25 protein-coding genes and 1 tRNA gene are annotated in these 24,324 nt (G+C 65.9%); 10 read left to right on the top strand and 16 right to left on the bottom strand.

What is annotated here, in order from left to right:
• Positions 1 to 6: 6 nt before the first annotated feature.
• From HWX55_RS24750 to HWX55_RS24705, 10 genes are all read right to left on the bottom strand, one after another.
• Positions 7 to 609 carry an NADH-quinone oxidoreductase subunit C gene (locus HWX55_RS24750; RefSeq protein ID WP_124700460.1) on the bottom strand — a complete coding sequence of 201 codons (603 nt, stop codon included), beginning with the start codon at positions 607 to 609 and terminating at the stop codon, positions 7 to 9.
• 21 nt (positions 610 to 630) lie between these two features.
• Positions 631 to 1,110 carry an NADH-quinone oxidoreductase subunit B gene (locus HWX55_RS24745; protein WP_006398799.1) on the bottom strand — a complete coding sequence of 160 codons (480 nt, stop codon included), beginning with the start codon at positions 1,108 to 1,110 and terminating at the stop codon, positions 631 to 633.
• Between the two features lie 62 nt (positions 1,111 to 1,172).
• Complete coding sequence (locus HWX55_RS24740) at positions 1,173 to 1,532, bottom strand: NADH-quinone oxidoreductase subunit A (RefSeq protein WP_006398798.1); 360 nt, start codon at positions 1,530 to 1,532, stop codon at positions 1,173 to 1,175.
• A 153-nt stretch (positions 1,533 to 1,685) separates the two neighbouring features.
• A tRNA-Leu gene (locus HWX55_RS24735) sits at positions 1,686 to 1,770 on the bottom strand.
• Between the two features lie 110 nt (positions 1,771 to 1,880).
• Positions 1,881 to 2,258 (bottom strand): preprotein translocase subunit SecG, encoded by a 378-nt coding sequence (secG, locus tag HWX55_RS24730; RefSeq protein ID WP_175977641.1) that lies wholly within the window; start codon positions 2,256 to 2,258, stop codon positions 1,881 to 1,883.
• A 72-nt stretch (positions 2,259 to 2,330) separates the two neighbouring features.
• Positions 2,331 to 3,086 (bottom strand): triose-phosphate isomerase, encoded by a 756-nt coding sequence (tpiA, locus tag HWX55_RS24725; RefSeq protein ID WP_175977640.1) that lies wholly within the window; start codon positions 3,084 to 3,086, stop codon positions 2,331 to 2,333.
• A gap of 140 nt (positions 3,087 to 3,226) precedes the next feature.
• Entirely contained in the window at positions 3,227 to 4,246 is a 1,020-nt protein-coding gene (locus HWX55_RS24720) for an NAD(P)H-quinone oxidoreductase (protein ID WP_175977639.1), read from the bottom strand.
• 148 nt (positions 4,247 to 4,394) lie between these two features.
• Positions 4,395 to 6,542, bottom strand: coding sequence for a polyribonucleotide nucleotidyltransferase (pnp, locus tag HWX55_RS24715; protein ID WP_050016459.1), 2,148 nt, complete (start codon positions 6,540 to 6,542; stop codon positions 4,395 to 4,397).
• A 290-nt stretch (positions 6,543 to 6,832) separates the two neighbouring features.
• Positions 6,833 to 7,102 (bottom strand): 30S ribosomal protein S15, encoded by a 270-nt coding sequence (gene rpsO, locus HWX55_RS24710; RefSeq protein ID WP_006398792.1) that lies wholly within the window; start codon positions 7,100 to 7,102, stop codon positions 6,833 to 6,835.
• Positions 7,103 to 7,209: 107 nt separating this feature from the next.
• The gene (locus tag HWX55_RS24705) at positions 7,210 to 8,469 is read right to left on the bottom strand and encodes a branched-chain amino acid ABC transporter substrate-binding protein (protein WP_175977654.1); all 1,260 of its coding nucleotides are present in this window, start codon (positions 8,467 to 8,469) and stop codon (positions 7,210 to 7,212) included.
• A gap of 166 nt (positions 8,470 to 8,635) precedes the next feature.
• On the opposite strand from HWX55_RS24705, the gene HWX55_RS24700 reads away from it, so the two are divergent.
• From HWX55_RS24700 to HWX55_RS24690, 3 genes are all read left to right on the top strand, one after another.
• Positions 8,636 to 9,148 (top strand): hypothetical protein, encoded by a 513-nt coding sequence (locus HWX55_RS24700; RefSeq protein WP_175977638.1) that lies wholly within the window; start codon positions 8,636 to 8,638, stop codon positions 9,146 to 9,148.
• Between the two features lie 381 nt (positions 9,149 to 9,529).
• Positions 9,530 to 10,174, top strand: coding sequence for a carbonic anhydrase (locus HWX55_RS24695; RefSeq protein WP_175977637.1), 645 nt, complete (start codon positions 9,530 to 9,532; stop codon positions 10,172 to 10,174).
• A 40-nt stretch (positions 10,175 to 10,214) separates the two neighbouring features.
• The gene (locus tag HWX55_RS24690) at positions 10,215 to 11,765 is read left to right on the top strand and encodes a SulP family inorganic anion transporter (protein WP_175977636.1); all 1,551 of its coding nucleotides are present in this window, start codon (positions 10,215 to 10,217) and stop codon (positions 11,763 to 11,765) included.
• Between the two features lie 85 nt (positions 11,766 to 11,850).
• Here the strand turns inward: HWX55_RS24690 and HWX55_RS24685 are convergent, their stop codons facing one another.
• The 6 genes from HWX55_RS24685 to HWX55_RS24660 form a co-directional block, all read right to left on the bottom strand.
• Positions 11,851 to 13,395 carry a 2-isopropylmalate synthase gene (locus HWX55_RS24685; RefSeq protein WP_050016453.1) on the bottom strand — a complete coding sequence of 515 codons (1,545 nt, stop codon included), beginning with the start codon at positions 13,393 to 13,395 and terminating at the stop codon, positions 11,851 to 11,853.
• Positions 13,396 to 13,720: 325 nt separating this feature from the next.
• Positions 13,721 to 14,593 carry a CDP-diacylglycerol--serine O-phosphatidyltransferase gene (pssA, locus tag HWX55_RS24680; RefSeq protein ID WP_050016452.1) on the bottom strand — a complete coding sequence of 291 codons (873 nt, stop codon included), beginning with the start codon at positions 14,591 to 14,593 and terminating at the stop codon, positions 13,721 to 13,723.
• 15 nt (positions 14,594 to 14,608) lie between these two features.
• Complete coding sequence (locus tag HWX55_RS24675) at positions 14,609 to 15,253, bottom strand: phosphatidylserine decarboxylase (protein ID WP_006491035.1); 645 nt, start codon at positions 15,251 to 15,253, stop codon at positions 14,609 to 14,611.
• 139 nt (positions 15,254 to 15,392) lie between these two features.
• Entirely contained in the window at positions 15,393 to 16,409 is a 1,017-nt protein-coding gene (gene ilvC, locus HWX55_RS24670; RefSeq protein WP_034190794.1) for a ketol-acid reductoisomerase, read from the bottom strand.
• Between the two features lie 106 nt (positions 16,410 to 16,515).
• Positions 16,516 to 17,007: an acetolactate synthase small subunit gene (gene ilvN / locus HWX55_RS24665; RefSeq protein ID WP_006750445.1), complete on the bottom strand. Its 492-nt coding sequence runs from the start codon at positions 17,005 to 17,007 to the stop codon at positions 16,516 to 16,518.
• 111 nt (positions 17,008 to 17,118) lie between these two features.
• Positions 17,119 to 18,882: an acetolactate synthase 3 catalytic subunit gene (locus tag HWX55_RS24660; protein ID WP_175977635.1), complete on the bottom strand. Its 1,764-nt coding sequence runs from the start codon at positions 18,880 to 18,882 to the stop codon at positions 17,119 to 17,121.
• A 355-nt stretch (positions 18,883 to 19,237) separates the two neighbouring features.
• On the opposite strand from HWX55_RS24660, the gene HWX55_RS24655 reads away from it, so the two are divergent.
• From HWX55_RS24655 to HWX55_RS24625, 7 genes are all read left to right on the top strand, one after another.
• Positions 19,238 to 19,801, top strand: coding sequence for an RNA polymerase sigma factor (locus tag HWX55_RS24655; protein ID WP_006491033.1), 564 nt, complete (start codon positions 19,238 to 19,240; stop codon positions 19,799 to 19,801).
• Entirely contained in the window at positions 19,798 to 20,232 is a 435-nt protein-coding gene (locus HWX55_RS24650; RefSeq protein WP_175977634.1) for a DUF3619 family protein, read from the top strand. Before HWX55_RS24655 ends, HWX55_RS24650 begins: the two co-directional genes overlap by 4 nt.
• Before the next feature lie 26 nt (positions 20,233 to 20,258).
• A complete protein-coding gene (locus HWX55_RS24645) occupies positions 20,259 to 21,032 on the top strand; it encodes a DUF3106 domain-containing protein (protein ID WP_175977633.1) in 774 nt (257 codons plus the stop codon).
• Between the two features lie 6 nt (positions 21,033 to 21,038).
• A complete protein-coding gene (locus HWX55_RS24640; RefSeq protein ID WP_175977632.1) occupies positions 21,039 to 21,545 on the top strand; it encodes an RDD family protein in 507 nt (168 codons plus the stop codon).
• 226 nt (positions 21,546 to 21,771) lie between these two features.
• Entirely contained in the window at positions 21,772 to 22,710 is a 939-nt protein-coding gene (locus HWX55_RS24635) for a UDP-2,3-diacylglucosamine diphosphatase (RefSeq protein WP_050016440.1), read from the top strand.
• A 28-nt stretch (positions 22,711 to 22,738) separates the two neighbouring features.
• Positions 22,739 to 23,773 (top strand): glycosyltransferase family 1 protein, encoded by a 1,035-nt coding sequence (locus HWX55_RS24630; RefSeq protein WP_124554859.1) that lies wholly within the window; start codon positions 22,739 to 22,741, stop codon positions 23,771 to 23,773.
• Positions 23,770 to 24,306 carry a diacylglycerol kinase gene (locus tag HWX55_RS24625; RefSeq protein WP_011694335.1) on the top strand — a complete coding sequence of 179 codons (537 nt, stop codon included), beginning with the start codon at positions 23,770 to 23,772 and terminating at the stop codon, positions 24,304 to 24,306. The genes HWX55_RS24630 and HWX55_RS24625 overlap by 4 nt, the downstream gene beginning before the upstream one ends.
• The last annotated feature ends 18 nt before the right edge of the window (positions 24,307 to 24,324 follow it).

Below are 24,324 nucleotides of genomic sequence, written 5' to 3'. Positions count from 1 at the left end.
GCCCCCTTAATGTTTCAGACCGCCATAGCGATCCTCGCGGATCACGCGCGGCGTGATTTCGCGCGGCTCGATCGTCACCGGCTGGTACACGACCCGCTTCTCTTCCGGGTCGTAACGCATTTCGACGTAGCCCGACACTGGGAAGTCCTTGCGGAACGGGTGACCGATGAAGCCGTAGTCGGTGAGGATGCGGCGCAGGTCGGGGTGGCCTTCGAACACGATGCCGTACAGGTCGAACGCTTCGCGCTCGTACCAGTTCGCCGAGGTCCAGACGTCGACCAGCGACGCCACGATCGGCAGATCGTCGTCCGGCGCGAATGCGCGCAGGCGCAGGCGCCAGTTGTTCGTGACCGACAGCAGGTGCGACACGGCCGCGAAGCGCGGGCCGTCGTAGGCGCCGTCGCCGAAGGTCTGGTAGTCGACGCCGCAGAGGTCGATCAGTTGCTCGAAACGGAGCTTCGGATCGTCGCGCAGCGTCTTTGCGACTTCGAGGTAATCGCTCGCCTTCACGACGAGCGTCAGTTCACCGATCGCTTCGGTGAGGCTCACCACGCGCGCGCCGAGCGCGGCTTCGAGGTTTGCCTTCAGGGTCTCGATTTTGCTTGCCATATTGAGGGGACGCTCGGGGCTTTATTGACGGGCGATGGTATTGGTGCGGCGGATCTTCGCCTGAAGCTGGATCACGCCGTAGACCAGCGCCTCGGCCGTGGGCGGACAGCCCGGCACGTAGACGTCGACCGGCACGATCCGGTCGCAGCCGCGGACCACCGAGTACGAGTAGTGGTAGTAACCACCTCCGTTCGCGCACGACCCCATCGAGATCACCCAGCGCGGCTCGGCCATCTGGTCGTACACGCGGCGCAGCGCGGGCGCCATCTTGTTGCACAGCGTGCCGGCGACGATCATCACGTCCGACTGACGCGGGCTCGGACGGAACACGACGCCGAACCGGTCCAGATCGTAACGGGCCGCACCCGCATGCATCATCTCGACGGCGCAACACGCGAGCCCGAACGTCATCGGCCACAGCGAGCCGGTACGCGTCCAGTTGATCAGCTTGTCAGCCGTCGTGGTGACAAACCCTTCCTTCAAGACCCCTTCGATACTCATTTGCTTTCCACTCCAGACGAGCGACCGAGCGTGGCCGCCCATGCAAACCGGCGATTAACCCATCACTCCCAGTCGAGGCCGCCTTTCTTCCAGATATAGGCAAAGCCCAGCAGGAATTCGAGCAGAAAAATCATCATTGCGATGAAACCCGGCCAGCCGATGTCCCGGAGCGCGACGCCCCACGGGAACAGGAATGCGGTTTCGAGATCGAAGATGATGAACAGGATGGCGACGAGGTAATACCGAACGTCGAACTTCATCCGGGCGTCTTCAAAGGCTTCGAAGCCGCACTCGTACGGTGCGTTCTTCTCGACGTCCGGCTTGTTGGGACCAAGGAGCTTGCCGATGCTGACCAGCGCTATACCTAAACCAGTGCCCACGAGGAGGAACAACAAGACGGGGTAATAGGCTGCGAGGTTCAAGGCAATCCTCTATCGGTTGGTTCTGAGCGTCCGGAGAATACCACTTCCGGCGGAAGGAATCATTTCGGAGTACAGGCGATCGCAAGACAACCGCAAGCCCACCCCAGAAATGAAAAATGCCAGCCACTAGAAGCGGCTGGCATTGAGTAACTTTGGTGCCGACGGCGAGACTCGAACTCGCACAGCTTTCGCCACTACCCCCTCAAGATAGCGTGTCTACCAATTTCACCACGTCGGCACTGCATGCAACTCGGGTTGTGCTGCTTGTTCCCGCGAATCGCTTCAAGAATTAAATTCTAACCCGAGTTCCGGATTTGTTCAACGCACAACCGCAAAAAAATTAACTTTTTATTTCGGGACATCCTGGCCCGGCGCGCTTGCGGCCGAACCGGCTGCGGCGGACGCCGCGACAGCCGGCGCCGATGCGGCGGGCGCCGATGCCGGCGCGGTCACTGCCGTGCCGAGCACGCCTGCCGACGGCGTCGACTTGTACGAACCGAGGTACGTCAGCGCGAGCGTCGCGACGAAGAAGATCGCCGCGAGAATGCCCGTCGTGCGCGACAGGAAGTTCGCCGAGCCCGTCGCACCGAACAGGCTGCCCGACGCGCCGCTGCCGAACGCGGCGCCCATGTCGGCACCCTTGCCATGCTGCAGCAGCACGAGCCCGATCACACCGAGCGCAGACAGTACCTGCACCACAATAATCAACGTCTTGAATAACAGCATCACACCCACCCGATTGGATCGGGCGACCGGACCGACCGGCCGCCGTCATGGTTCAATTCGATCTCGGACCGCTCAACGCGCGGCCCGGCAGATCGCCAGGAAATCTTCCGCCTTCAGCGACGCGCCGCCGATCAGGCCGCCGTCGATGTCCGGCTGCGCGAACAGCTCTTCCGCGTTGTCCGGCTTCACGCTGCCGCCGTACAACACGGACACGTCCGCTGCACCCTTCGCCGCGAGACGCGACCGCAGGAACGCGTGCACGTCCTGCGCCTGCGCCGACGTCGCGCTCTTGCCCGTACCGATCGCCCAGACCGGCTCGTACGCGACGACGATGCGGGCAGCTTCGTCAGCCGTCAGCACGGCCAGCACCGCGTCGAGCTGCGCACCGACGACCTGCTCGGTCGCACCCGACTCGCGCTCGTCGAGCGTCTCGCCGACGCACACGACCGGCGTGAGGCCTGCCGCGAGCGCGCGTTGCGCTTTCGCGGCGACCGTCTCGCTGCTTTCGCCGTGATACGCGCGACGCTCCGAATGGCCGACGATCGCATACTGCGCGCCGAACTCCGCCACCATCGCGGCCGCCACCTCGCCGGTGAACGCGCCTTGCTCGTGCGCGGACACGTCCTGCGCGCCGAACGCGACACGGCCACCGCCGAGCTGCGCCTGAACCTGCGCGAGATACGGGAACGGCACGCACACGCCGATCGACGTTTCAGCCGCCACCGCGCCCGCACCCTGCACCACTTCGTTCAGCAGCGCCTGGTTGCCGGCCAGCCGGCCGTGCATCTTCCAGTTGCCGATCACTCGCTTTGTTCGTTGTTTCGACATCGTGTCTGTCTCGTCACTATCTTGTCATTAACGTGCCGGAACCCGGCCGTCAGGTTGGATCTGGCGAAGCAAACCCGCGATTTTACTGCGCGCGGCTTGAACCGGTCAAACCGCGTATGTCAAGCCCGCTGCGCGGGCCGTCACGCGTTCGTACCCCAATCGAGCACGATCTTGCCGATGTGCTCGCCGCTTTCCATCAGCGCATGCGCCTGCGCGGCTTCGCCGGCCGGCAGCACACGATAGATCACGGGCTTGATGCGACCGTCGGCCAGCAGCGGCCACACGCGCGCCTTCAACTGCGCGGCGATGCGCGCCTTGAACTCGACCGGACGCGGGCGCAGCGTCGAGCCCGTCACCGTCAGCCGGCGGCGCAGGATCTCGTTCAGGTTGACCTCGGCCTTCGCGCCGCCGAGCAGCGCGATCAGCACGAGACGGCCACCGTCCGCGAGCGCGGACAGCTCGCGCGGCACGTACGAGCCCGCCACCATGTCGAGGATCACGTCGACGCCGCGATCGTGCGTCAGCGACTTCACGACCTCGACGAAGTCTTCGGTCTTGTAGTCGATCGCGCGCTCGGCGCCGAGCGCCTCGCACGCGCGGCACTTGTCGGCGGTGCCGGCCGTCGCGAACACGCGAAAGCCGAGCGCATGCGCGATCTGGATCGCCGTCACGCCGATGCCGCTGGAGCCGCCCTGCACGAGCAGCGTCTCCTGTTCGCCGCCTTCGCCCGCGCCAAGCTGCGCACGGTCGAACACGTTGCTCCAAACGGTGAAAAACGTTTCGGGCAGCGAGGCGGCCTCGATATCGGTGAGGCCGTCCGGCACCGGCAGGCACTGCGGCAGCGGCGCAACCGCATATTCGGCATAGCCGCCGCCCGCGAGCAGCGCGCACACGCGATCGCCGAGCTTCAGGCCGAACGGGTTCAGCGCCGCATCGGACACGTCGCCGCCGACGATCTCGCCCGCGACCTCGAGGCCCGGCAGATCCGATGCACCCGGCGGCGGCGCATAGGCGCCCTTGCGCTGGAACACGTCGGGCCGGTTCACGCCGGAAGCCGCCACCTTGATCAGCACCTCGCCGCGCTTCGGTTCGGGGCGCGGACGCTCCGCGAGCTTCAGCACGTCGGGGGCGCCGAATTCGGTGATTTCGATGGCTTTCATGGTGAGAATCGCTCCAGGATCGGAATCGGATGGCACGCCCGTGCGCACGGCGCGGGCGCCTCGCCGGCGCTGCTGCGCCGCACAACGATGCTACAGAAAAAACGGCCGGCACGCTTTCGCACTGCCGGCCGTTGGTCCGCCTGTCCGCTTACTGCTGCGGCGGCGTATCCGACTGCGCTGCCGCCGCTGCTTCATTCAGCAGCGCCTTGGCGGACAGACGCACGCGACCCTTCTCGTCCGTCTGGATCACCTTGACCTTCACCTGCTGACCTTCCTTCAGGTAGTCGTTGATGTCCTTCACGCGCTCGTTGACGATTTCCGAGATGTGCAGCAGACCGTCCTTGCCCGGCAGCAGGTTCACGATCGCACCGAAATCGAGCAGCTTGAGCACCGTGCCTTCGTACACCTGGCCGACTTCGATTTCAGCGGTGATCTGCTCGATGCGCTTCTTCGCTTCGGCCATGCCTTCGCTGCTCGTGCTTGCGATCGTCACGACGCCGTCGTCCGAGATGTCGATGGTCGTGCCCGTTTCCTCGGTCAGCGCGCGGATCACCGAACCGCCCTTGCCGATCACGTCGCGGATCTTTTCCGGGTTGATCTTGACGGTGATCATGCGCGGCGCGAATTCCGACAGTTGCGTGTTCGCACCCGACACCGCCGACGTCATCTTGCCGAGGATGTGCATGCGGCCTTCCTTCGCCTGCGCGAGCGCGACCTGCATGATTTCCTTCGTGATGCCCTGGATCTTGATGTCCATCTGCAGCGCGGTGACACCTTGCTCCGTGCCCGCAACCTTGAAGTCCATGTCGCCGAGGTGATCTTCGTCGCCGAGGATGTCGGTCAGCACCGCGAACTTGTTGCCTTCGAGGATCAGGCCCATCGCGATACCCGCGACGTGCGCCTTCATCGGCACGCCGGCGTCCATCAGCGCGAGGCAGCCGCCGCACACCGATGCCATCGACGACGAACCGTTCGATTCGGTGATTTCCGACACGACGCGGATCGAGTAGCCGAATTCGTCGGCGCTCGGCAGGCACTTGACCAGCGCGCGCTTGGCCAGACGGCCGTGGCCGATTTCGCGGCGCTTCGGCGAGCCGACGCGACCCGTTTCGCCGGTCGCGAACGGGGGCATGTTGTAGTGGAGCATGAAGCGCTCGCGGTATTCGCCTTCGAGCGCGTCGATGATCTGCTCGTCACCCTTCGTGCCGAGCGTCGCGACGACCAGCGCCTGCGTTTCGCCGCGCGTGAACAGCGCCGAGCCGTGGGTACGCGGCAGCACGCCGGTGCGGATCTCGATCGGGCGCACGGTGCGCGTGTCGCGGCCGTCGATGCGCGGCTCGCCGTTCAGGATCTGCGAACGGACGATCTTCGCCTCGATGTCGAACAGCACGTTGCCGACCGTGGCCTTGTCGGCCGCGACCGTACCGGCCGCCAGCGCGTCTTCCTCGAGCTTCGCCGACGTCGCCGCGTAGACTTCCTTCAGCTTCGCCGAACGCGCCTGCTTGTCGCGCAACTGGTAAGCGGCGAGCAGATCGTTCTGCGCCAGCTCGGTCACGCGGGCGATCAGCGCCTCGTTCTTCGGCGCCGGCTGCCAGTCCCACTCGGGCTTGCCGCCGTCGCGCACCAGTTCGTGGATCGCGTCGATCGCGATCTGCATCTGCTCGTGGCCGAACACCACGGCGCCCAGCATCACTTCTTCCGACAGTTGATCGGCTTCCGACTCGACCATCAGCACGGCGCGCTCCGTACCCGCGACGACGAGGTCGAGGCTCGATGCCTTGAGCTGGTCACGCGTCGGGTTCAGCACGTACGCGTTGTCGATGTATGCGACGCGCGCGGCACCGACCGGGCCGTTGAACGGCAGGCCCGACACGGCGAGCGCGGCCGATGCGCCGATCAGCGCGGGGATGTCCGCCGGGATTTCCGGGTTCACGGACAGCACGTGGATCACGACCTGGACTTCGTTGTAGAAGCCTTCCGGGAACAGCGGGCGCAGCGGACGGTCGATCAGGCGCGACGTCAGCGTCTCGTGCTCCGACGGACGGCCTTCGCGGCGGAAGAAGCCGCCCGGGATCTTGCCGGCCGAGTAGGTCTTCTCGAGGTAGTCGACGGTCAGCGGGAAGAAATCCTGGCCCGGCTTCGCCGACTTCGCGCCGACGACGGTTGCCAGCACGACGGTGTCTTCGACGTCGACGATCACGGCGCCGCTCGCCTGGCGGGCGACTTCACCGGTTTCGAGGCGCACCTTGTGCTGGCCCCATTGGAATTCCTTCACGACCTTGTTGAACATGGACATGGTTGCTCCTTTGTATTCATGCATTTCATTCGCCGCGCCGGCCATCCCGCGCGGCGGCGTCCCGACCGAATCACCCGGAGCAAGGTGTGTTTTTTATGCCATTCCAGCGCGGCGCTCAGGCAGCGACGCGCTGGAATGACACAAATCCTGCCCCGGTATCGGTCGTGGCGGCGGCCCCGTACGAACGTGCGGGAGCGCCTGCGATGCGTGTGACGCTACGCACCGCGCAAAAACAAAATGCCTGTATCAGCGGACTGACACAGGCATCTTGCTGGCGGCAATCGCCTCGATTACTTACGCAGACCCAGCTTCTCGATCAGTGCGCGGTAACGGTCGGCATCCTTGCCCTTGAGGTAGTCGAGCAGCTTGCGGCGGCGGCTCACCATGCGCAGCAGGCCGCGGCGGCTGTGGTGATCCTTCGCGTGGGTCTTGAAGTGACCCGTCAGTTCGACGATACGTGCGGTCAGCAGTGCGACCTGGACTTCGGGCGACCCCGTGTCGTTGGTACCGCGGGCGAACTGAGCAACGACTTCCGACTTCTTGATATCTGCAACAGACATGTGATTTCCTTTCTAACTGAACAGGCGGACACGGAAGAATGGCCGTGCCGTGACTTACAACCGGCGCGCATTGTAGCACAACTCGGTGCCGTTCTTGGCGCTTCCCGTCACGGGCGCGTCATCGAGCACGTCGACGGCATCTCCGTGCGTTGCGCCGGCACCGCGAGCACCGTCCGGAAGCCGTAGCCCGACCCCTCGTTGTCGAAGCGCACGCCGGGCGTGCCGGCCTTGTCCATTTCCATCACGTAAAGGGGCTGGATCAGCTGATGATCCTGCGCGCGCATCCGCGACGCGTGGAAGCCGTCGTCGAACGACAGCCCCTCGAGCGCACGCGCGACCGCGATCGGGTCAGCCGAACCCGCGCGGGTCATCGCGGCGGCCAGCATCTGGATCATCTGGCTCATCCGCCGCACCGGGTAGTCGTCCTGCGCGGCCGGGAAACGGGTCCGGAACGCGCGGTAGAACGCGTCGGACGCGGCGCCGCCTGCGTTCGGGTGCCAGTCGGCCACCGCCACGACGCGGCCGACACCCGCGTCGCCCAAGGCCGCCGGCGCGCCGAGGCTGTTGCCGTAGAACGTATAGAACTTCGCGTTCAGCCCCTGTTCGCGCGCCGCCTTCACGAGCAGCGTGAGGTCGTTGCCCCAGTTGCCGGTCACGACGGCGTCCGCGCCGCTCGCGCGGATCTTCGCGATGTACGGCGAGAAATCCTTGATCCGGCCGATCGGGTGGAATTCGTCGCCGGCGATCGTCACGTCCGGGCGCCGCGCGGCCAGCGCCTGCCGCGCGAGGGTGCTGACGTCGTGACCGAAGCTGTAGTCCTGGTTCAACAGATAGACCTTGCGCAACGCGCGATCGCGCGCCATCACGTCCGCGAGCGCGGCCATCCGCATGCCGGCATGTGCATCGAAGCGGAAATGCCAGAAACTGCAGCGCGCGCCGGTCAGCGCCGGATCGTCGGCCGAGTAGTTCAGGAACAGCATCCGGTTGTCCGGATCGCGTGCGTTCAGCTTGTCGAGCGCCGCGACGAGCGCGGCCGCGACGGCCGAGCTGTTGCCCTGCGCGACGAAGGCGACATGGCGGTCGGCAGCCGCGCGCAACTGCACGAGCGCCTCCTCAGGGCTACCCTTGCTGTCGAGCACGACGAGCTCGAGCGGGTGCGCGCCGTCGCGCAGCTTCACACCACCCGCCGCGTTGACCTGCTCGACGCCGAAGCGCAGGTTGCGCTCGACCGCCGCGCCCGCGTTCGCGAACGGGCCCGACATCCCTTCGATCAGCGCGATCCGCACCGGCTCGCCGCCGGCAAACGCGGACGACACCAGCATCCACCCCGCGCTCCACGCGAGCGCGCATCGCTTCCATCCGTGCATCGCCACCCTGCCCTTCAATCTGCCCGAGAAGCGCGGATCATAGGCCGCCGCGCCCGCGGCCCGCAAGCGCGACAGCGCGCGATCCGCACCGATTTTTTTCGCCCGATGCGCGATCGCGCGCCGTCCGTGATAAAACGGCACGTGTTTCCGTGTTCTGGAGAATCCGATGCGCTCTCGCATTCCCGCGCGCCTGCCGGTGCTGGTCGCCTGCGCGACCGCGCTGCTGGCCGGTTGCGCGCAACCGTGGCAGCAATACCAGGCCGGTCAGGACGAGTCGGCGATCGTCGCGCGCATGGGCCCGCCGCGCGAGATCTACGACCTGCCGGGCGGCGGCAAGCGCCTGATGTGGCCGACCCAGCCGATGGGCGAGATCACGGTCGCGGCCGACGTCGATGCGGCCCACCGGATCGTCAACGTGCGCCAGGTGCTGCAGCCGAGCGAGTTCTATCGCGCGGAGATCGGCAAGTGGACGAAGACCGACGTCCTCGTCAATTTCGGACGCCCGGTCGAGACTTCCTACTTTCCGCTGATGAAGCGCGAGGTGTGGACGTACCGGTATCTCGAGGACAACGTCTGGTACATGATGTACAGCTTCTACTTCGATCCGCAGGGCATCCTGCGCACCACGCAGAAAACGCCGGACCCGCTGCACGATCCCGATCGCCGCACGCTGTTCTGACCGATTGCGCATTGACGCGCAATTGTCGCAATGGCCATTCACGAATTATTGCTGAATGGCCATTTCTTTTTTTCCGCCGCCTTATTTATTCTCGCGAATAACATGGAAATCTTTTCCGATCGTCAACATTCGCTGGCAATACGCTGAATACCCCGTCATGCGGGGCTTGCGCATAAATAGGCATATCCAGTGCATATCATGCGTCGCCCTGGTGCAGGCAATGCACTACGCCCAGCCAATTTGAAACAATTTGTTTCAACCCACCCAGAGTGCTAGGGCATACCCCTAATATCAGTCGAAAATCCAACCTTTCAATTTAGAAAGCATGCAATTGCGCCATTTCGATCGATATTTATTCCTCTTGATCATAAAGGAGTCCTCATGAACCGCCCCAAGAGCATGCTGGTTGCCAACATTGCCTGGGCCCGCGAGACGCGCGAACACACGCCCGGCTTCTTCGACGCGCTCGCGCGCGGCCAGAACCCGCGCGTGCTGTGGATCGGCTGCGCCGACAGCCGCGTGCCGGCCGAAACCATCACGCACTGCGCGCCCGGCGAGCTGTTCGTCCATCGCAACATCGCGAACCTGTTCCAGCCGGACGACGACAATTCCGCCAGCGTGCTCGAGTACGCAGTGCGGGTGCTGAAGGTCGACCACGTGATCGTGTGCGGTCACTACGGGTGTGGCGGCGTGCGCGCATCGCTGCTGCCGCCGCCCGCCGACCTGCCGCACGTCGCGCGCCGCATCGCGCCGCTCTGCGCGCTCGCGCGGCGCCATCGCGACACGCTCGACGGGCTCGACGACCTGGCCGCCGCCGATCGCCTCGCCGAGCTGAACGTGCTCGAACAGGTGCGGCTGCTGCGCGCGTCGCCGATCGTGCGCGGCCGCGAACGACCGCCGCTCGTGCACGGCTGGATCTTTTCGCTCGCCGACGGCCGCCTGAAGGAGCTCGATTCCGGCTATGCAGCACCGCCGGCCGAAGCCGAGCCCGAGCCGGAGCCTGTTGCCGCCGCCGCGCTCGGTTGACCCGCGCCCTGCCCTCCACGCCAACGAAACCGCCCCAACCATGAAACTGAACGAGCGCCTGTCCACCCTGCCGCGCGACATCGTCGCCGGTATCGTCGTTTTCCTCGTCGCGCTGCCGCTCTGTCTCGGCATCGCCAATGCCTCCGGCGTCGAACCGTTCGCCGGGCTCGTGTCCGGCATCGTCGGCGGCATCGTCGTCGCGCTGCTGAGCGGCTCGTCGCTGTCCGTCAGCGGGCCGGCCGCCGGCCTCGTCGTGATCGTCGTCGAAGGCATCGCGCAGCTCGGCAGCTTCTCCGCGTTCCTGCTCGCGGTGCTGCTATCCGGCGTGCTGCAGTTCGGCTTCGGCATGCTGCGCGCCGGCCGCTTCGCCGCCTACGTGCCGTCGCCCGTCATCAAGGGCATGCTCGCCGCGATCGGCCTGCTGCTGATCGTGAAGCAGATTCCGTTCGCATTCGGTATCGGCGGCACGGCTTCGCAATCGTTTGCGAACTGGCTGACGCTGCCGACCGCATGGGCCGCCACGGCCATCGCGGTTGCGTCGCTGGCGCTGCTGATCGCGTGGGACACGCCGGCACTCAAGCGCTTCGCATGGGTGCGTTCGGTCCCCGCCCCGCTCGCGGTCGTCGTGGTCGGCATCGGCGCGACGCTCGTGCTCGGCATGGTCGCACCGTCAGCCGCACCGGGCGCCGCGCATCGCGTCACGCTGCCCGAATTCGACTCGTTCGCGACGCTCGCGGCCTCGCTCAAGCATGCGGAGCTCGGCCCGAACTTCGCGCACCTGGTCAATCCGGACGTCTGGCGGGTTGCGATCACGCTGGCGGTCGTCGCGAGCCTCGAGACGCTGCTGTGCCTCGAAGCGGTCGAACAGATCGATCCGAAGCGGCGACCGACCCAACCCGATCGCGAACTGAAGGCCCAGGGCGTCGGCAATCTGGTCGCGGGCGCGGTCGGCGGCCTGCCGATCACGTCGGTGATCGTGCGCAGTTCGGCCAACGTCAACGCCGGCGCGCAAAGCCGGATGTCCGCGATCGTGCACGGGATCCTGCTGCTCGCGAGCGTGTTCGCGCTCACCGGCCTGATCAATCTGATCCCGCTCGCGAGCCTGGCCGCGATCCTGATCCACACCGGTCTGAAGCTCGCGAAACCGGCGCTGTTCCGCTCGGTGATGAAGCAAGGCCCGGCCGCGTTCGCGCCGTTCGCTGCGACGATCGTCGGCGTGCTCGCAGTCGACCTGCTGTTCGGCATCGCGCTCGGCCTCGCGTGCAGCGTGCTGGCCGTCGCCGTCGCGAACCTGAAGAGCCCCGTCACGCTCGCGCAGCATGACGACCACTTCCTGCTGTCGTTCCGCAAGGACGTGTCGTTTCTGGGCAAGGTGCAGGTCAAGCACCACCTGCGCCACATTCCGGACCGGGCGGCGGTGATCATCGACGCGACGCGCGCCGACTACATCGATCACGACGTGCTCGAACTGCTCGATGCGTTCGTCGCCGATGCGCCGCGGCGCGGGATCGCGGTCGAGTTCCGCCGGCGGCAGCCGGCGCCACGCGCGGCTGCGCGCCGCTGGCTGTTCCGCGCGCCGGCCGCCGAATGAGCGGTCAATGAAAAAACGCCCCGGGCGGCGCAGGGCCGCACGGGGCGTTTCGGGGCTGCCTGACGAGCGCGGCGGCGCGCGCAGCTTACGAACGCTGCGGGTTGACCTTGTCGTCCTTCGAGTGCAGCTTGTTCAGCGCGGAAATGTACGCTTTCGCGGACGCGGCGACGATATCCGGATCGGTACCGACGCCGTTGACGATCCGCCCGCTCTTCGACAGCCGGACCGTCACTTCGCCCTGCGCCTGCGTGCCGGTCGTGATCGCGTTCACCGAGTACAGCAGCAGCTCGGACCCGCTGCCGACTTCGCCCTCGATCGCATTGAACGTCGCGTCGACCGGGCCGTTGCCGCGCGCCTCGCCGGTCACTTCCTTGCCTTCGACCGCGAACACGATTTTCGCCTGCGGCTGCTCGCCCGTTTCCGAACGCTGCGACAGCGACACGAACTTGAAGTGCTCCTGCTCGTGCGCGAGCGCCGATTCCTCGGACACGATCGCGATGATGTCCTCGTCGAAGATCTCCGCCTTGCGGTCGGCCAGATCCTTGAAGCGCATGAACGCGGCATTCAATTCGGCTTCGCTGTCGAGCGATACGCCGAGTTCCTGCAGGCGCTGCTTGAACGCGTTGCGGCCCGACAGCTTGCCGAGCACGATCTTGTTCGCGGTCCAGCCCACGTCTTCCGCACGCATGATCTCGTAGGTGTCGCGCGCCTTCAGCACGCCGTCCTGGTGAATGCCCGACGCGTGCGCGAACGCGTTCGCGCCGACCACTGCCTTGTTCGGCTGCACGACGAAACCGGTGATCTGCGACACGAGCTTCGACGTCGGCACGATCTGCGTCGTGTCGATGCCGACGTCGAGGCCGAAGTAGTCCTTGCGGGTCTTCACGGCCATCACGATTTCTTCAAGCGACGTGTTGCCCGCGCGCTCGCCGAGGCCGTTGATCGTGCACTCGATCTGGCGCGCACCGCCGATCTTCACGCCGGCGAGCGAGTTCGCGACCGCCATTCCGAGGTCGTTGTGGCAATGCACCGAGAAGATCGCCTTGTCCGAGTTCGGAATGCGTTCGCGCAGCGTCTTCACGAGGTTGCCGTACAGCTCCGGCACGCCGTAGCCGACCGTATCGGCGATGTTGATCGTCGTCGCGCCTTCGGCGATCACGGCTTCGAGCACGCGGCACAGGAAATCGAGGTCCGAGCGGCTGCCGTCTTCCGGCGAGAACTCGACGTTATCGGTGAACTTGCGCGCGAAACGCACCGCGAGACGCGCCTGCTCGAACACCTGGTCCGGCGTCATCCGCAGCTTCTTCTCCATGTGCAGCGGCGACGTCGCGATGAACGTGTGGATCCGCGCGCTGTTGGCCGGCTTCAATGCGTCCGCCGCGCGCTGGATGTCCTTGTCGTTGGCCCGCGCCAGCGAGCAGATCGTGCTGTCCTTCACGAGACCGGCGATCGTGTGGATCGCGTCGAAGTCGCCGTTGGAGCTGGCGGCGAAGCCGGCCTCGATCACGTCGACCTTCATCCGCTCGAGGTGCTTCGCGATGCGGATTTTCTCTTCCTTCGTCATCGACGCACCAGGCGATTGCTCGCCGTCACGCAACGTCGTATCGAAAATGATCAGCTTGTCTGTCATGGGGGGCTCCAGGGCTCTTTTATACGGAAGTCAAACGTAATGAGATCGCGCCACCGCTGGCGACGCTCAACAACAGACGAGGCTTGAGACGGGGGGCGAGAACGGTCAGCGCGGCAGGCGCGCCAAAGCTAGCGCGCGTAGCGGCGCACCGGCTAGAAGGAGGGAGAGGCGGGGAAATGCAGTCATGCCAAAGACTATAGCGACATTCCGCTGGCCGCGCAATCGGACGGCGCCCGGGAATCGACGCGGTCCGGCCAGCAAAAAGGGACAAATGAAAACGGCCCCGAGGCCGCCGTTTCCGGGCAGATCGCAGGTCGCGCGGATGTCAGTGATCGCGCTGCGACGAGCGCGCCGGGTTCGCCCGCCCGCGAATGGCCTGGTAGGCCCAGAACACGTAGCCGGACAGCCCGTACAGCACGAACAGGCAGAACAGCATCAGCGGCGGATCGGACGACACGAGCACGAACGCGACGACGACGAGCAGGATCGCCGCGAACGGCACGCGGTGCCGCACGTCGAGCGCCTTGCCGCTGTAGAACGGTGCGTTCGACACCATCGTCACGCCCGCGTAGATCGTCAGCGCGAACGCGACCCACGGCAGCCAGCCAAGCTTCATCGGCACGCGGTTGTCGGTCGCGAGCCACACGAAGCCCGCGATCAGCGCCGCGGCGGCCGGGCTCGGCAGCCCCTGGAAGAAACGCTTGTCGACGCTGCCGATGTTCGTGTTGAAGCGCGCGAGGCGCAGCGCGGCGCCCGAGCAATAGACGAACGCGGCGAGCCAGCCCCAGCGGCCGAGATCCTTCAGCACCCACTCGTACATCACGAGCGCGGGCGCGACGCCGAACGACACCATGTCCGACAGGCTGTCGAACTGCTCGCCGAACGCGCTCTGCGTATGCGTCATGCGCGCAACGCGCCCGTCCATCCCGTCGAGCACCATCGCGACGAAAATCGCGATCGCGGCGATCTCGAAGCGGACGTTCATCGCCTGCACGACCGCGAAGAAGCCGCAGAACAGCGCGGCAGTCGTGAATGCGTTCGGCAGCAGATAGATGCCGCGCGTCTTCAGGAACCGCTGGCGCGCGGCGCGGCGGCTTTCGAGCGGCGCCGCATCGGGCGCCATCACCTTGTTGCGGCGGAACGGGCGTGGCGTCTGGCCGGAGCCGTTACGCGGCCGACGCGGTTTGAATGCGGCCATCGTGCGCCCCGCCGCTTACTGTTCGAGCTCGGCGAGGATCGTCGACGACGCGTAGACCTTCTCGCCGATCGACACCTTCGCGCGGCTGCCGAGCGGCAGGTACACGTCGACGCGCGAACCGAAGCGGATGAAACCGTAGCGCTGGCCGCGCGACAGCGGCTCGCCGGCGCGCACGTAGCAGAGGATCCGGCGCGCGATCAGGCCGGCGATCTGCACGGACGTGACGGTCTTGCCGCTCGCCGTCTGGATCACGACCGCATTGCGCTCGTTCTCGGTCGACGCCTTGTCGATCGCCGCGTTCAGGAACGCGCCCGGGAAGTACTCGACCTTGCTGATCGCGCCATCGACCGGCGAACGCTGCGAATGGACGTTGAAGACATTCATGAACACGCTGATCTTCAGCGCTTCGCGGTTCGCGTACGGATCCTGCGCGGTCTCGACCGCGACGATGCGGCCGTCCGCCGGGCACAGCACCGCGTTCGGCTGCGCCGGGATCGGGCGCTGCGGATCGCGGAAGAACTGGACGACGAAGACGAGCAGCAGCCAGAACGGCCACGCGAAGCCGAAGCCCCCGACGGCGTGGATCAACAGCGCGATGACGGCTGCAATCGCGATGAACGGCCAGCCTTCGCGCGCGATGATCGGATGAGGATAGTTCATGGGTTCGTTCGGTGTTCGGTGAATTGCAAAGCCCGTAGGATAGCAAAAGCCGCCCGGGGCACTGCTGCCTTCGGACGGCTTTTTGATACCGACCCTCCACTCGAAGGGCCGGAACAGCACGTTTTGCTTCTATCGGTGCTTAGTTCTTCGTCTGGTCGACGAGCTTGTTCTTCGCGATCCACGGCATCATCGCGCGCAGCTTCGCGCCGACCTGCTCGATCTGGTGCTCGGCCGTCAGGCGGCGGCGCGACTGCAGCGTCGGCGCGCCTGCCTTGTTCTCGAGAATGAAGCTCTTCGCGTACTCGCCCGTCTGGATGTCGGTCAGGCACTGCTTCATCGCTTTCTTCGTCTCTTCCGTGACGACGCGCGGGCCGGTCACGTATTCGCCGTACTCGGCGTTGTTCGAGATCGAGTAGTTCATGTTCGCGATGCCGCCTTCGTAGATCAGGTCGACGATCAGCTTCAGTTCGTGCAGGCACTCGAAGTACGCCATTTCCGGCGCGTAGCCGGCTTCGACCAGCGTCTCGAAACCGGCCTTGATCAGCTCGACGGTACCGCCGCACAGCACGGCCTGCTCGCCGAACAGGTCGGTTTCGGTTTCTTCACGGAAGTTCGTCTCGATGATGCCGGCACGGCCGCCGCCGTTCGCCGCCGCGTACGACAGCGCGATGTCGCGCGCCGCGCCCGACTTGTTCTGCGCAACCGCGATCAGGTGCGGCACGCCGCCGCCTTGCGAGTACGTGCCGCGCACGGTGTGGCCCGGTGCCTTCGGCGCGATCATGATCACGTCGAGGTCGGCGCGCGGGATCACCTGGCCATAGTGGACGTTGAAGCCGTGCGCGAATGCGAGCGCCGCGCCCTGCTTGATGTTCGCGTGCACTTCCTTCGCGTACACGTCGGCGATCTGCTCGTCCGGCAGCAGCATCATGACGACGTCCGCGCCCTTCACCGCTTCGGCGACTTCCTTGACCGACAGGCCAGCGTTTTCAGCCTTGCTCCACGACGCGCCGTCCTTGCGCAGGCCGACCGTCACGTTCACGCCGCTTTCCTTCAGGTTCAGCGCGTGCGCATGGCCTTGCGAGCCGTAGCCGATGATCGTGACTTGCTTGCCCTTGATGAGGGAGAGGTCGGCGTCTTTGTCGTAGAAAACGTTCATGATGGTTCCTTCGCTAATTCAAAAAATTCAATGATTCGTTCGGATGGAGTACTGCGGGCCGGGACATGACGGCGCACCCGGCGTGCCATTTCTGGCTATGTCGGCATCACACCTTCAGGATGCGCTCGCCGCGTCCGATGCCGGAGCTGCCGGTCCGCACGGTCTCGAGGATCGCGCTGGCGTCCAGCCCCTGGATGAATGCGTCGAGCTTGTCGCTCGCGCCCGTCAATTCGATCGTGTAGGTCTTTTCGGTCACGTCGATGATGCGGCCTCGGAAAATGTCCGACATCCGCTTCATTTCTTCGCGCTCCTTGCCCACTGCACGGACCTTGATCAGCATCAGCTCGCGTTCGATGTGTGCACCGTCGGTCAGGTCCACCACTTTCACCACCTCGATCAGGCGGTTCAGATGCTTCGTGATCTGTTCGATCACGTCGTCGGAGCCAATGGAAACGATGGTGAGCCGCGACAGCGATTGGTCTTCGGTCGGCGCCACCGTCAAGGTTTCGATGTTGTAGCCGCGTGCGGAAAACAGGCCGACCACGCGCGACAGCGCGCCCGGTTCGTTCTCCAGCAGGACGGAAATGATGTGTCTCATGTTCGCTTCTTCCAGAATGTGTCCGTGTCGATTCACCCGCGCCGCGCGCCGCCGCGTGCCGCACCGCCCTTCGTGAAGGCGGCCGCATCGGGCCGGGCGCGCGTCGCGCCGTTACAGATCTTCCGATCCGAGCAGCATCTCGGTGATGCCCTTGCCGGCCTGTACCATCGGCCAGACGTTTTCGGTCGGATCGGTCTGGAAGTCGAGAAACACGGTGCGGTCCTTCAGGCGCAGCGCTTCCTTCAGCGCCGGCTCCACATCCGAAGTCTTTTCGATCCGCATGCCGACGTGGCCGTACGCTTCGGCGAGCTTCACGAAATCGGGCAGCGCATCCATGTACGAATGCGAATAGCGCTTGCTGTATTCGATCTGCTGCCACTGGCGGACCATGCCGAGATAGCGGTTGTTCAGCGAAATGATCTTCACGGGCGTGTCGTACTGCAGGCAGGTCGACAGTTCCTGGATGCACATCTGGATCGAGCCTTCGCCCGTGATGCACAGCACGTCGTCGTCCGGGTGGGCCATCTTCACGCCCATCGCCGCCGGCAGGCCGAAGCCCATCGTGCCGAGGCCGCCGGAGTTGATCCAGCGACGCGGCTTGTTGAAACGGTAGAACTGCGCGGCCCACATCTGGTGCTGGCCGACGTCCGAGCACACGAACGCGTTGCCGTCCGTCAGCTCCCACGCCTTCTCGACCACGTATTGCGGCTTGATGATCTCGCTTTCGCGGTCGAACTTCAGGCAGTCCTTCGCGCGCCAGCCTTCGATGTCCTTCCACCATTGCGCGAGCGCGTCGGTGTCGGGGCCATGCTCGGCCGTCTGCAGTTGCTCGATCAGCTCCTTCAGCACTTCCTTCACGTCGCCGACGATCGGGATGTCGACCTTCACGCGCTTCGAGATCGACGACGGGTCGATGTCGATGTGAATGATCTTGCGCGGGCGCGACGCGAAGTGCGCCGGGTCGCCGATCACGCGGTCGTCGAAGCGGGCGCCGATCGCGATCAGCACGTCGCAGTGCTGCATCGCCATGTTCGCTTCGTAGGTGCCGTGCATGCCGAGCATGCCGAGGAATTTCTTGTCCGACGCGCGATAGCCGCCGAGGCCCATCAGCGTGTTCGTGACCGGGTAGCCGAGCAGGTCCGCGAACTGGTTCAGCTCGCGCGACGCGTCGGCGAGGATGATGCCGCCACCCGTGTAGATGTACGGGCGCTTGGCCGTCAGCAGCAGCGACACGGCCTTGCGGATCTGGCCCGAATGGCCCTTCGTGACCGGATTGTACGAACGCAGCGACACGCTCTTCACCGGCTCGTACTGGCACGGCGTCTTCGAGATGTCCTTCGGGATGTCGATCAGCACCGGGCCCGGACGGCCGGTGCGGGCGATATAGAACGCCTTCTTGACGGTTTCCGCGAGGTCGCGCACGTCCTTCACGAGGAAGTTGTGCTTCACGCACGGACGCGTGATGCCGACGGTGTCGCATTCCTGGAACGCATCCTGACCGATCGCGGCAGTCGGCACCTGGCCGCTGATCACGACCATCGGGATCGAATCCATGTACGCCGTTGCGATGCCGGTCACCGCGTTGGTGACACCGGGGCCGGACGTCACGAGACAGACGCCGACATTGCCGGTGGAGCGCGCATACGCATCGGCTGCGTGCACGGCCGCCTGTTCATGGCGCACCAGCACGTGCTGAATCTTGTCCTGCTTGTACAGCTCGTCGTAGATGTAGAGAACCGAGCCGCCGGGGTAGCCCCAGATGAATTCGACGTTTTCGTCGGCCAGTGCCTTCATGAGCACGGTACCGCCGATGGAGTCGCTATCGGGAGGGGAAAGGGGTTCCGACGTGGAGAATTCCGCGCTGGGCATGTTCATTTTGACCTTTCGAATTTTCGGCAAAAAATTGATCGGGTGCTCTCTGCCGGGCTTGTGGCTCGGGTTCAAGCGGCGCGTCCAGTTTGAAGGGCGGGCTTCTTGGGCCAGCCTCAAATGAGACCATCACTTCATGTTGCGAATCGCCGACAATAGCGGGTCGCAGCTGGGCCGTCAAGCAAAATATCCCGCAGCGCATCATGCGCGCCGCCCGGCGCCCGGCCCGCGCGGTTCGCGCGCAACGTGCGGCGGCCGACCCGGTGCCAAGCCGCATGAAAATTTGATAGCATCCGCGGGTTTTACGAAATTTTTCGACCTTTTTCACCACGCAGCGGGCCGCAGCGCATACCTTCACGGAATGGCATCAGACAAGGAACTCGCCGACTTTCTGGCGGGCGTCGAAAGGCGCGCGTTCAAGCAGGCTGCGTACGCCGTACGTGACGACGATGCATCGCTCGACATCGTGCAGGACGCGATGATCAAGCTCGCGGAAAAGTACGGCGACCGGCCGTCCGCCGAGCTGCCGCTGCTTTTTCAGCGGATCCTGCAGAACGCGATCCACGACTGGTTCCGCCGGCAGAAGGTCCGCAACACGTGGGTGACGCTCTTCTCGTCGCTGAACAACACCGACGACGACGACTTCGACCCGCTCGAAACGCTCGAATCCGCGGACGACAACGCGGGCGTCGAGAGCAGCGAGCACCGCCTCGAAAGAGAGCAGGTTCTGGCCCTGATCGACGAAGAAATCCAGAAGCTTCCGACGCGTCAACGGGAAGCGTTCCTGATGCGTTATTGGGAAGATATGGATGTCGCCGAGACTGCCGCCGCAATGGGGTGCTCCGAGGGCAGCGTCAAGACGCACTGCTCGCGAGCCACTCATACCCTGGCGCAAGCGCTCAAGGCCAAAGGAATCACGCTATGAGCTCCGCAAACCGAGAACACGAATTCGCGCTGAAGGTGCGCCGCGCGCTGGACGAGCGCGCGGCCGCGCTGCCGGCCGCGACCACCGACCGGCTGGCCGTCGCCCGCCGGGCCGCGCTCGCGCGCAAGAAGCCCGAACCCGCGAGCGCGCCGGTGTTCGTGCCGGCCTTCGCCGGCGCGGCCGGCGCCTACGGCCCGACGCCCGCGAACCGCCCGCCCGCCGGCCGCCCGTACGCGTCGTTTGCCCGCCGCCTGCTGCGTGCGTGGCCGCTCGCGTTGCTGCTCGCGGGGCTCGTCGGCATCGCGTACTGGGAAGACATGCAGCGCACCGCCGAACTCGCCGACATCGACGCGGCGATGCTCAGCGACGACCTGCCGCTCAATGCGTATCTCGATCACGGGTTCAACGCGTATCTTTCGCGCGCTCACTAACAGACAATAACGAGGGGATCGCACGGGTGAGTCAGAAGCGCGGCCTGGCCGTATTTTTCGGATGCGTGATCGCGATCGCCGTTTCCTACGTCGCCACCTATCCCCGATTCCACCCGGCCCCCGCGACGGCGCCCGTCGCGACCACCAGCCCCGCCGCGCCCGCGTCGACCGCGACCGGGCTGACCACCGAACTCCCGCCGCTGCCCCTTCCGCTGCCGCTGCCGCTGCCGGCCGCCGCCGGCCCGTTGTCGTGGGCACGCCTCACGCCGGCGCAGCACGCGGCCCTCGCGCCGTTCGCCGACCAGTGGGACGGCTTCAGCGACGCCCGCAAGCGTAAATGGCTGAAGATCGCATCGCGTTTCGCGAAGTTGTCGCCGGATGACCAGAAGCGCCTGCAGGACCGGATGACCGAATGGGCGAAGATGACGCCCGAACAGCGCCGCGTCGCGCGCGAGAACTACCAGAGCGCGAAGGAGCTGTCCGCGCAGGCGCGCGAGCGCGCGTGGAAGGCCTACCAGCAACTCCCCGAGGAGCAGAAGGAACGGCTGGCCGCCGCCGAGCGCCGCCGCAGGCCGAGCGTCGTCAGCGCGCCGCCGACCGTCGCCGACCGTGACGTCCGCCGCCTCGTCAACTCGCACGAACACCCGGCGAGCGGCGCGGCCGCCGCCCCGGCGCCCGCGTCGGCGGGCGTCGTCGTGCAGCCGGTGCCCGCGTCGTCCACGTCCGGCACCTCATCGGCACCGGCCGCGGTCCTGCCGGTGTCGCCCGCCGACGCGCCTTCGCTGTTCAAGGGCTCCTGAGCGGCCGTGGCGACCGCCCGCGCTCCCGAGCCCCCGGCCGCCGCGCCGTCCGTGCGGCGGCGCCTCGCCGCGCTGCTCTACGAAGGCGTGCTGCTGTTCGGCGTCGTGTTCTTCGCCGGGCTCGCGTTCAGCCTCGCGACGCAGCAACGCAACGGCCTCGTTCATCACAATCTGCTTGCCGCGTGGATCGCGCTCGTCGTCGGCGCGTATTTCGTGTGGTTCTGGACGCACGGCGGCCAGACGCTGCCGATGAAAACCTGGCGGCTGCGGCTCGAGTCGTCGAGCGGCCGGCCGCTGAGCGCCGGCCACGCGCTCGTCCGCTACGCGCTCGGCTGGCTGTGGTTCCTGCCGCCGCTCGCGCTGCACCCGCTCCTCGGCCTGTCGGTGCCCGTCACGCTCGCGCTCGCCGCCGCATGGATCGTCGTGTGGGCCGGCGCCGCCCGGTTGCACGCCGGCCGCCAGTTCCCGCACGACCGGATCGCGCGTACGCGCGTCGTCGCGATACCGCGCTGACGCGCCGCATTCACCAGACGAAAGCCGCTCGCCCGGCGCCCCCCTCCTCCGGCCGGATGGCCTTGCCGGACACGCGCCGACCGTTCAGTGCGGCAGCTTACGCAACGCCCGCTCATTTACTGCTAAACAGCCTTCGACGGTCGTAATAAGAACGTCTCGTGACTGTCACGGCACAGTCACGCCCGCATGGCGGAATGCCGGTAATGTCAACCGGCGCGAGTCATGCATGGGCCAGAAAACGTCCGCGACTTCATTGTTTCGTCATCCCATCGGCGCCCGCGCCGCCACTGCGTTCCTGTCCGGCTCGGGCGCAACCGACGGCGTGGTGTCGCACAAGCCGCCCGTCGCGCCCACCACGCAGCACGACGACCCCGAGCCGTCCGCCCATCGCTACCGCACCATCTGGCTGTCCGACATCCACCTCGGCTCGAGCGGCTGTCAGGCGCCCTACCTGCTGGATTTCCTGCGTCACAACGACTCGGAATACCTGTACCTCGTCGGCGACATCATCGACGGCTGGCAGCTGAAGAAAGGCTGGTACTGGCCGCAGGCGCACAACGACGTCGTGCAGAAGATCCTGCGCAAGGCGCGCAAGGGCACGCAGGTCGTCTACATCCCCGGCAACCACGACGAAGGCGCGCGGCAGTTCTGCGATCTCGCGTTCGGCGACATCCAGGTGCGCGGCGAGGCATTCCACACGACGCTCGCAGGCAAACGTTTGTGGATCGTGCACGGCGACCTGTTCGACGGCGTGATCCAGCACGCGAAATGGCTCGCGTACCTCGGCGACACGCTCTACACGCTGATCCTCGTGCTGAACCGCTGGTTCAACCGGATCCGCAGCCGGCTCGGCTTCCAGTACTGGTCGCTGTCGCAGTACCTGAAGCATCAGGTCAAGAACGCGGTCAACTTCATCTCGCAGTTCGAGACCGTGATGACCGACGAAGCGCGCCGCCGCGGCTGCGACGGCGTCGTGTGCGGCCACATCCACAAGGCCGAGATCCGCGACATCGACGGCGTGCTGTACTGCAACGACGGCGACTGGGTCGAAAGCCTGTCCGCGCTCGTCGAAACGATGGAAGGCGAATTGAAGATCGTCTACTGGACGGTGATGCGCACCGCACCGTCCGAGACCGCGTCGCGCAAGGCCAAGGCCGCTGCCTGACACAACCCTACTTACAGGACATGCCGCGATGAAGATCATGATCGTCACCGACGCGTGGGAACCGCAGGTCAACGGCGTCGTACGCACGCTGAAGAGCACGTCGCGCGAACTCACGGCGCTCGGCCACCGGGTCGAACTGCTGACGCCGCTGGAGTTCCGCACGGTGCCCTGCCCGACCTACCCCGAGATCCGCCTGTCGATCCTGCCGTATCGCAAGCTGCGCGCGCGGATCGATGCGTTCGCACCCGACGCGTTGCACATCGCGACCGAAGGCCCGCTCGGCCTCGCCGCGCGGCGCTATGCGCGCGCCCGCAAGCTGCCGTACACGACCGCGTACCACACGCGCTTCCCGGAATACGTGCAGGCGCGCTTCGGCATCCCGCTGGCGGCGACCTACAAGTTCCTGCACTGGTTCCACGGCCCGTCGCTCGCGGTGATGGCGCCGACGCCAGTCGTCAAGCAGGACCTCGAGAAATTCGGCTTCACGAACGTCGTGCTGTGGACCCGCGGCGTCGACCTCGACACCTTCCGGCCGATGGAGTCGAAGGTGCTCAACACCGCGCGGCCGATCTTCCTGTACGTGGGCCGCGTCGCGATCGAGAAGAACGTCGAGGCGTTCCTGCGCCTCGACCTGCCCGGCTCGAAGTGGGTCGCGGGCGAAGGCCCCGCGCTCGCGGAACTGAAGTCGCGCTACCCTGAGGCGAACTATCTCGGCGTGCTGTCACAGACGGAGCTCGCGAAGGTGTATGCTGCGGCCGACGTGTTCGTATTCCCGAGTCGCACCGACACGTTCGGCCTCGTGCTGCTCGAAGCCCTCGCCTGCGGCACGCCGGTGGCCGCGTATCCCGTCACGGGTCCGATCGACGTGCTCAGCGGGGGCGATGCCGGCGCGATGCACGAGGACCTGCAGGAAGCCTGCCTCGAGGCGCTGAAGATCGAACGCACGACTGCGCGCGCGTGGGCGGAACGCTTCTCGTGGCGCGCCGCATCCGAGCAGTTCGCGTCGCATCTGAAGCCGCTGCCGAAGACCGCGTACTCGCCAGCCGAAGGTGCAGCCGTTTGAAACGAGACCTGAACGACAAGATCCCGCCCCCCGCCGCGACGCCGTCACGGCACCGCCCGTTCGACGAGGAAGAGCCGCATGCCGATGCGGACGTGCACCCGCACGAGCCGCTCGGCCCCGACGACCGGCTCGCGCCGCTGCCGCCGAACCCGTACAAGCGCCATCGCGGCATCACGCGTGCGTGGTTCGCGCTCAAGCATTCGCTGAACGGCTTTCGCGTCGCGATCCGCGAGGAAAGCGCGTTTCGCCAGGAACTCACGCTCGCCGCGCTGATGCTGCCGATCGGCGCATTCGCGCCGGTGCCGGCCGCGTCGCGCGCGCTGCTGATCGGCTCGGTGCTGCTGGTGCTGATCGTCGAGCTGCTGAACTCGAGCGTCGAAGCCGCGATCGACCGCATCTCGCTCGAGCGCCACGAACTGTCGAAGCGCGCGAAGGATCTCGGCAGCGCGGCCGTGACGGTCGCGCTGTTCGCGTGCGTGACGACGTGGGGCTTCGTGCTCGGGCCGGTGGTCGCACGCTGGCTCGGCTTCTAGGCCACCGCCGGGCGCCTT

Source organism: Burkholderia sp. BCC1047 (genome assembly GCF_902833155.1).
In the GTDB taxonomy this organism is placed as follows: Bacteria; Pseudomonadota; Gammaproteobacteria; order Burkholderiales; family Burkholderiaceae; genus Burkholderia; species Burkholderia sola.
The sequence above is the reverse complement of the archived record's forward strand: the minus strand, read 5'-3'. Positions and strand labels throughout refer to the sequence as shown.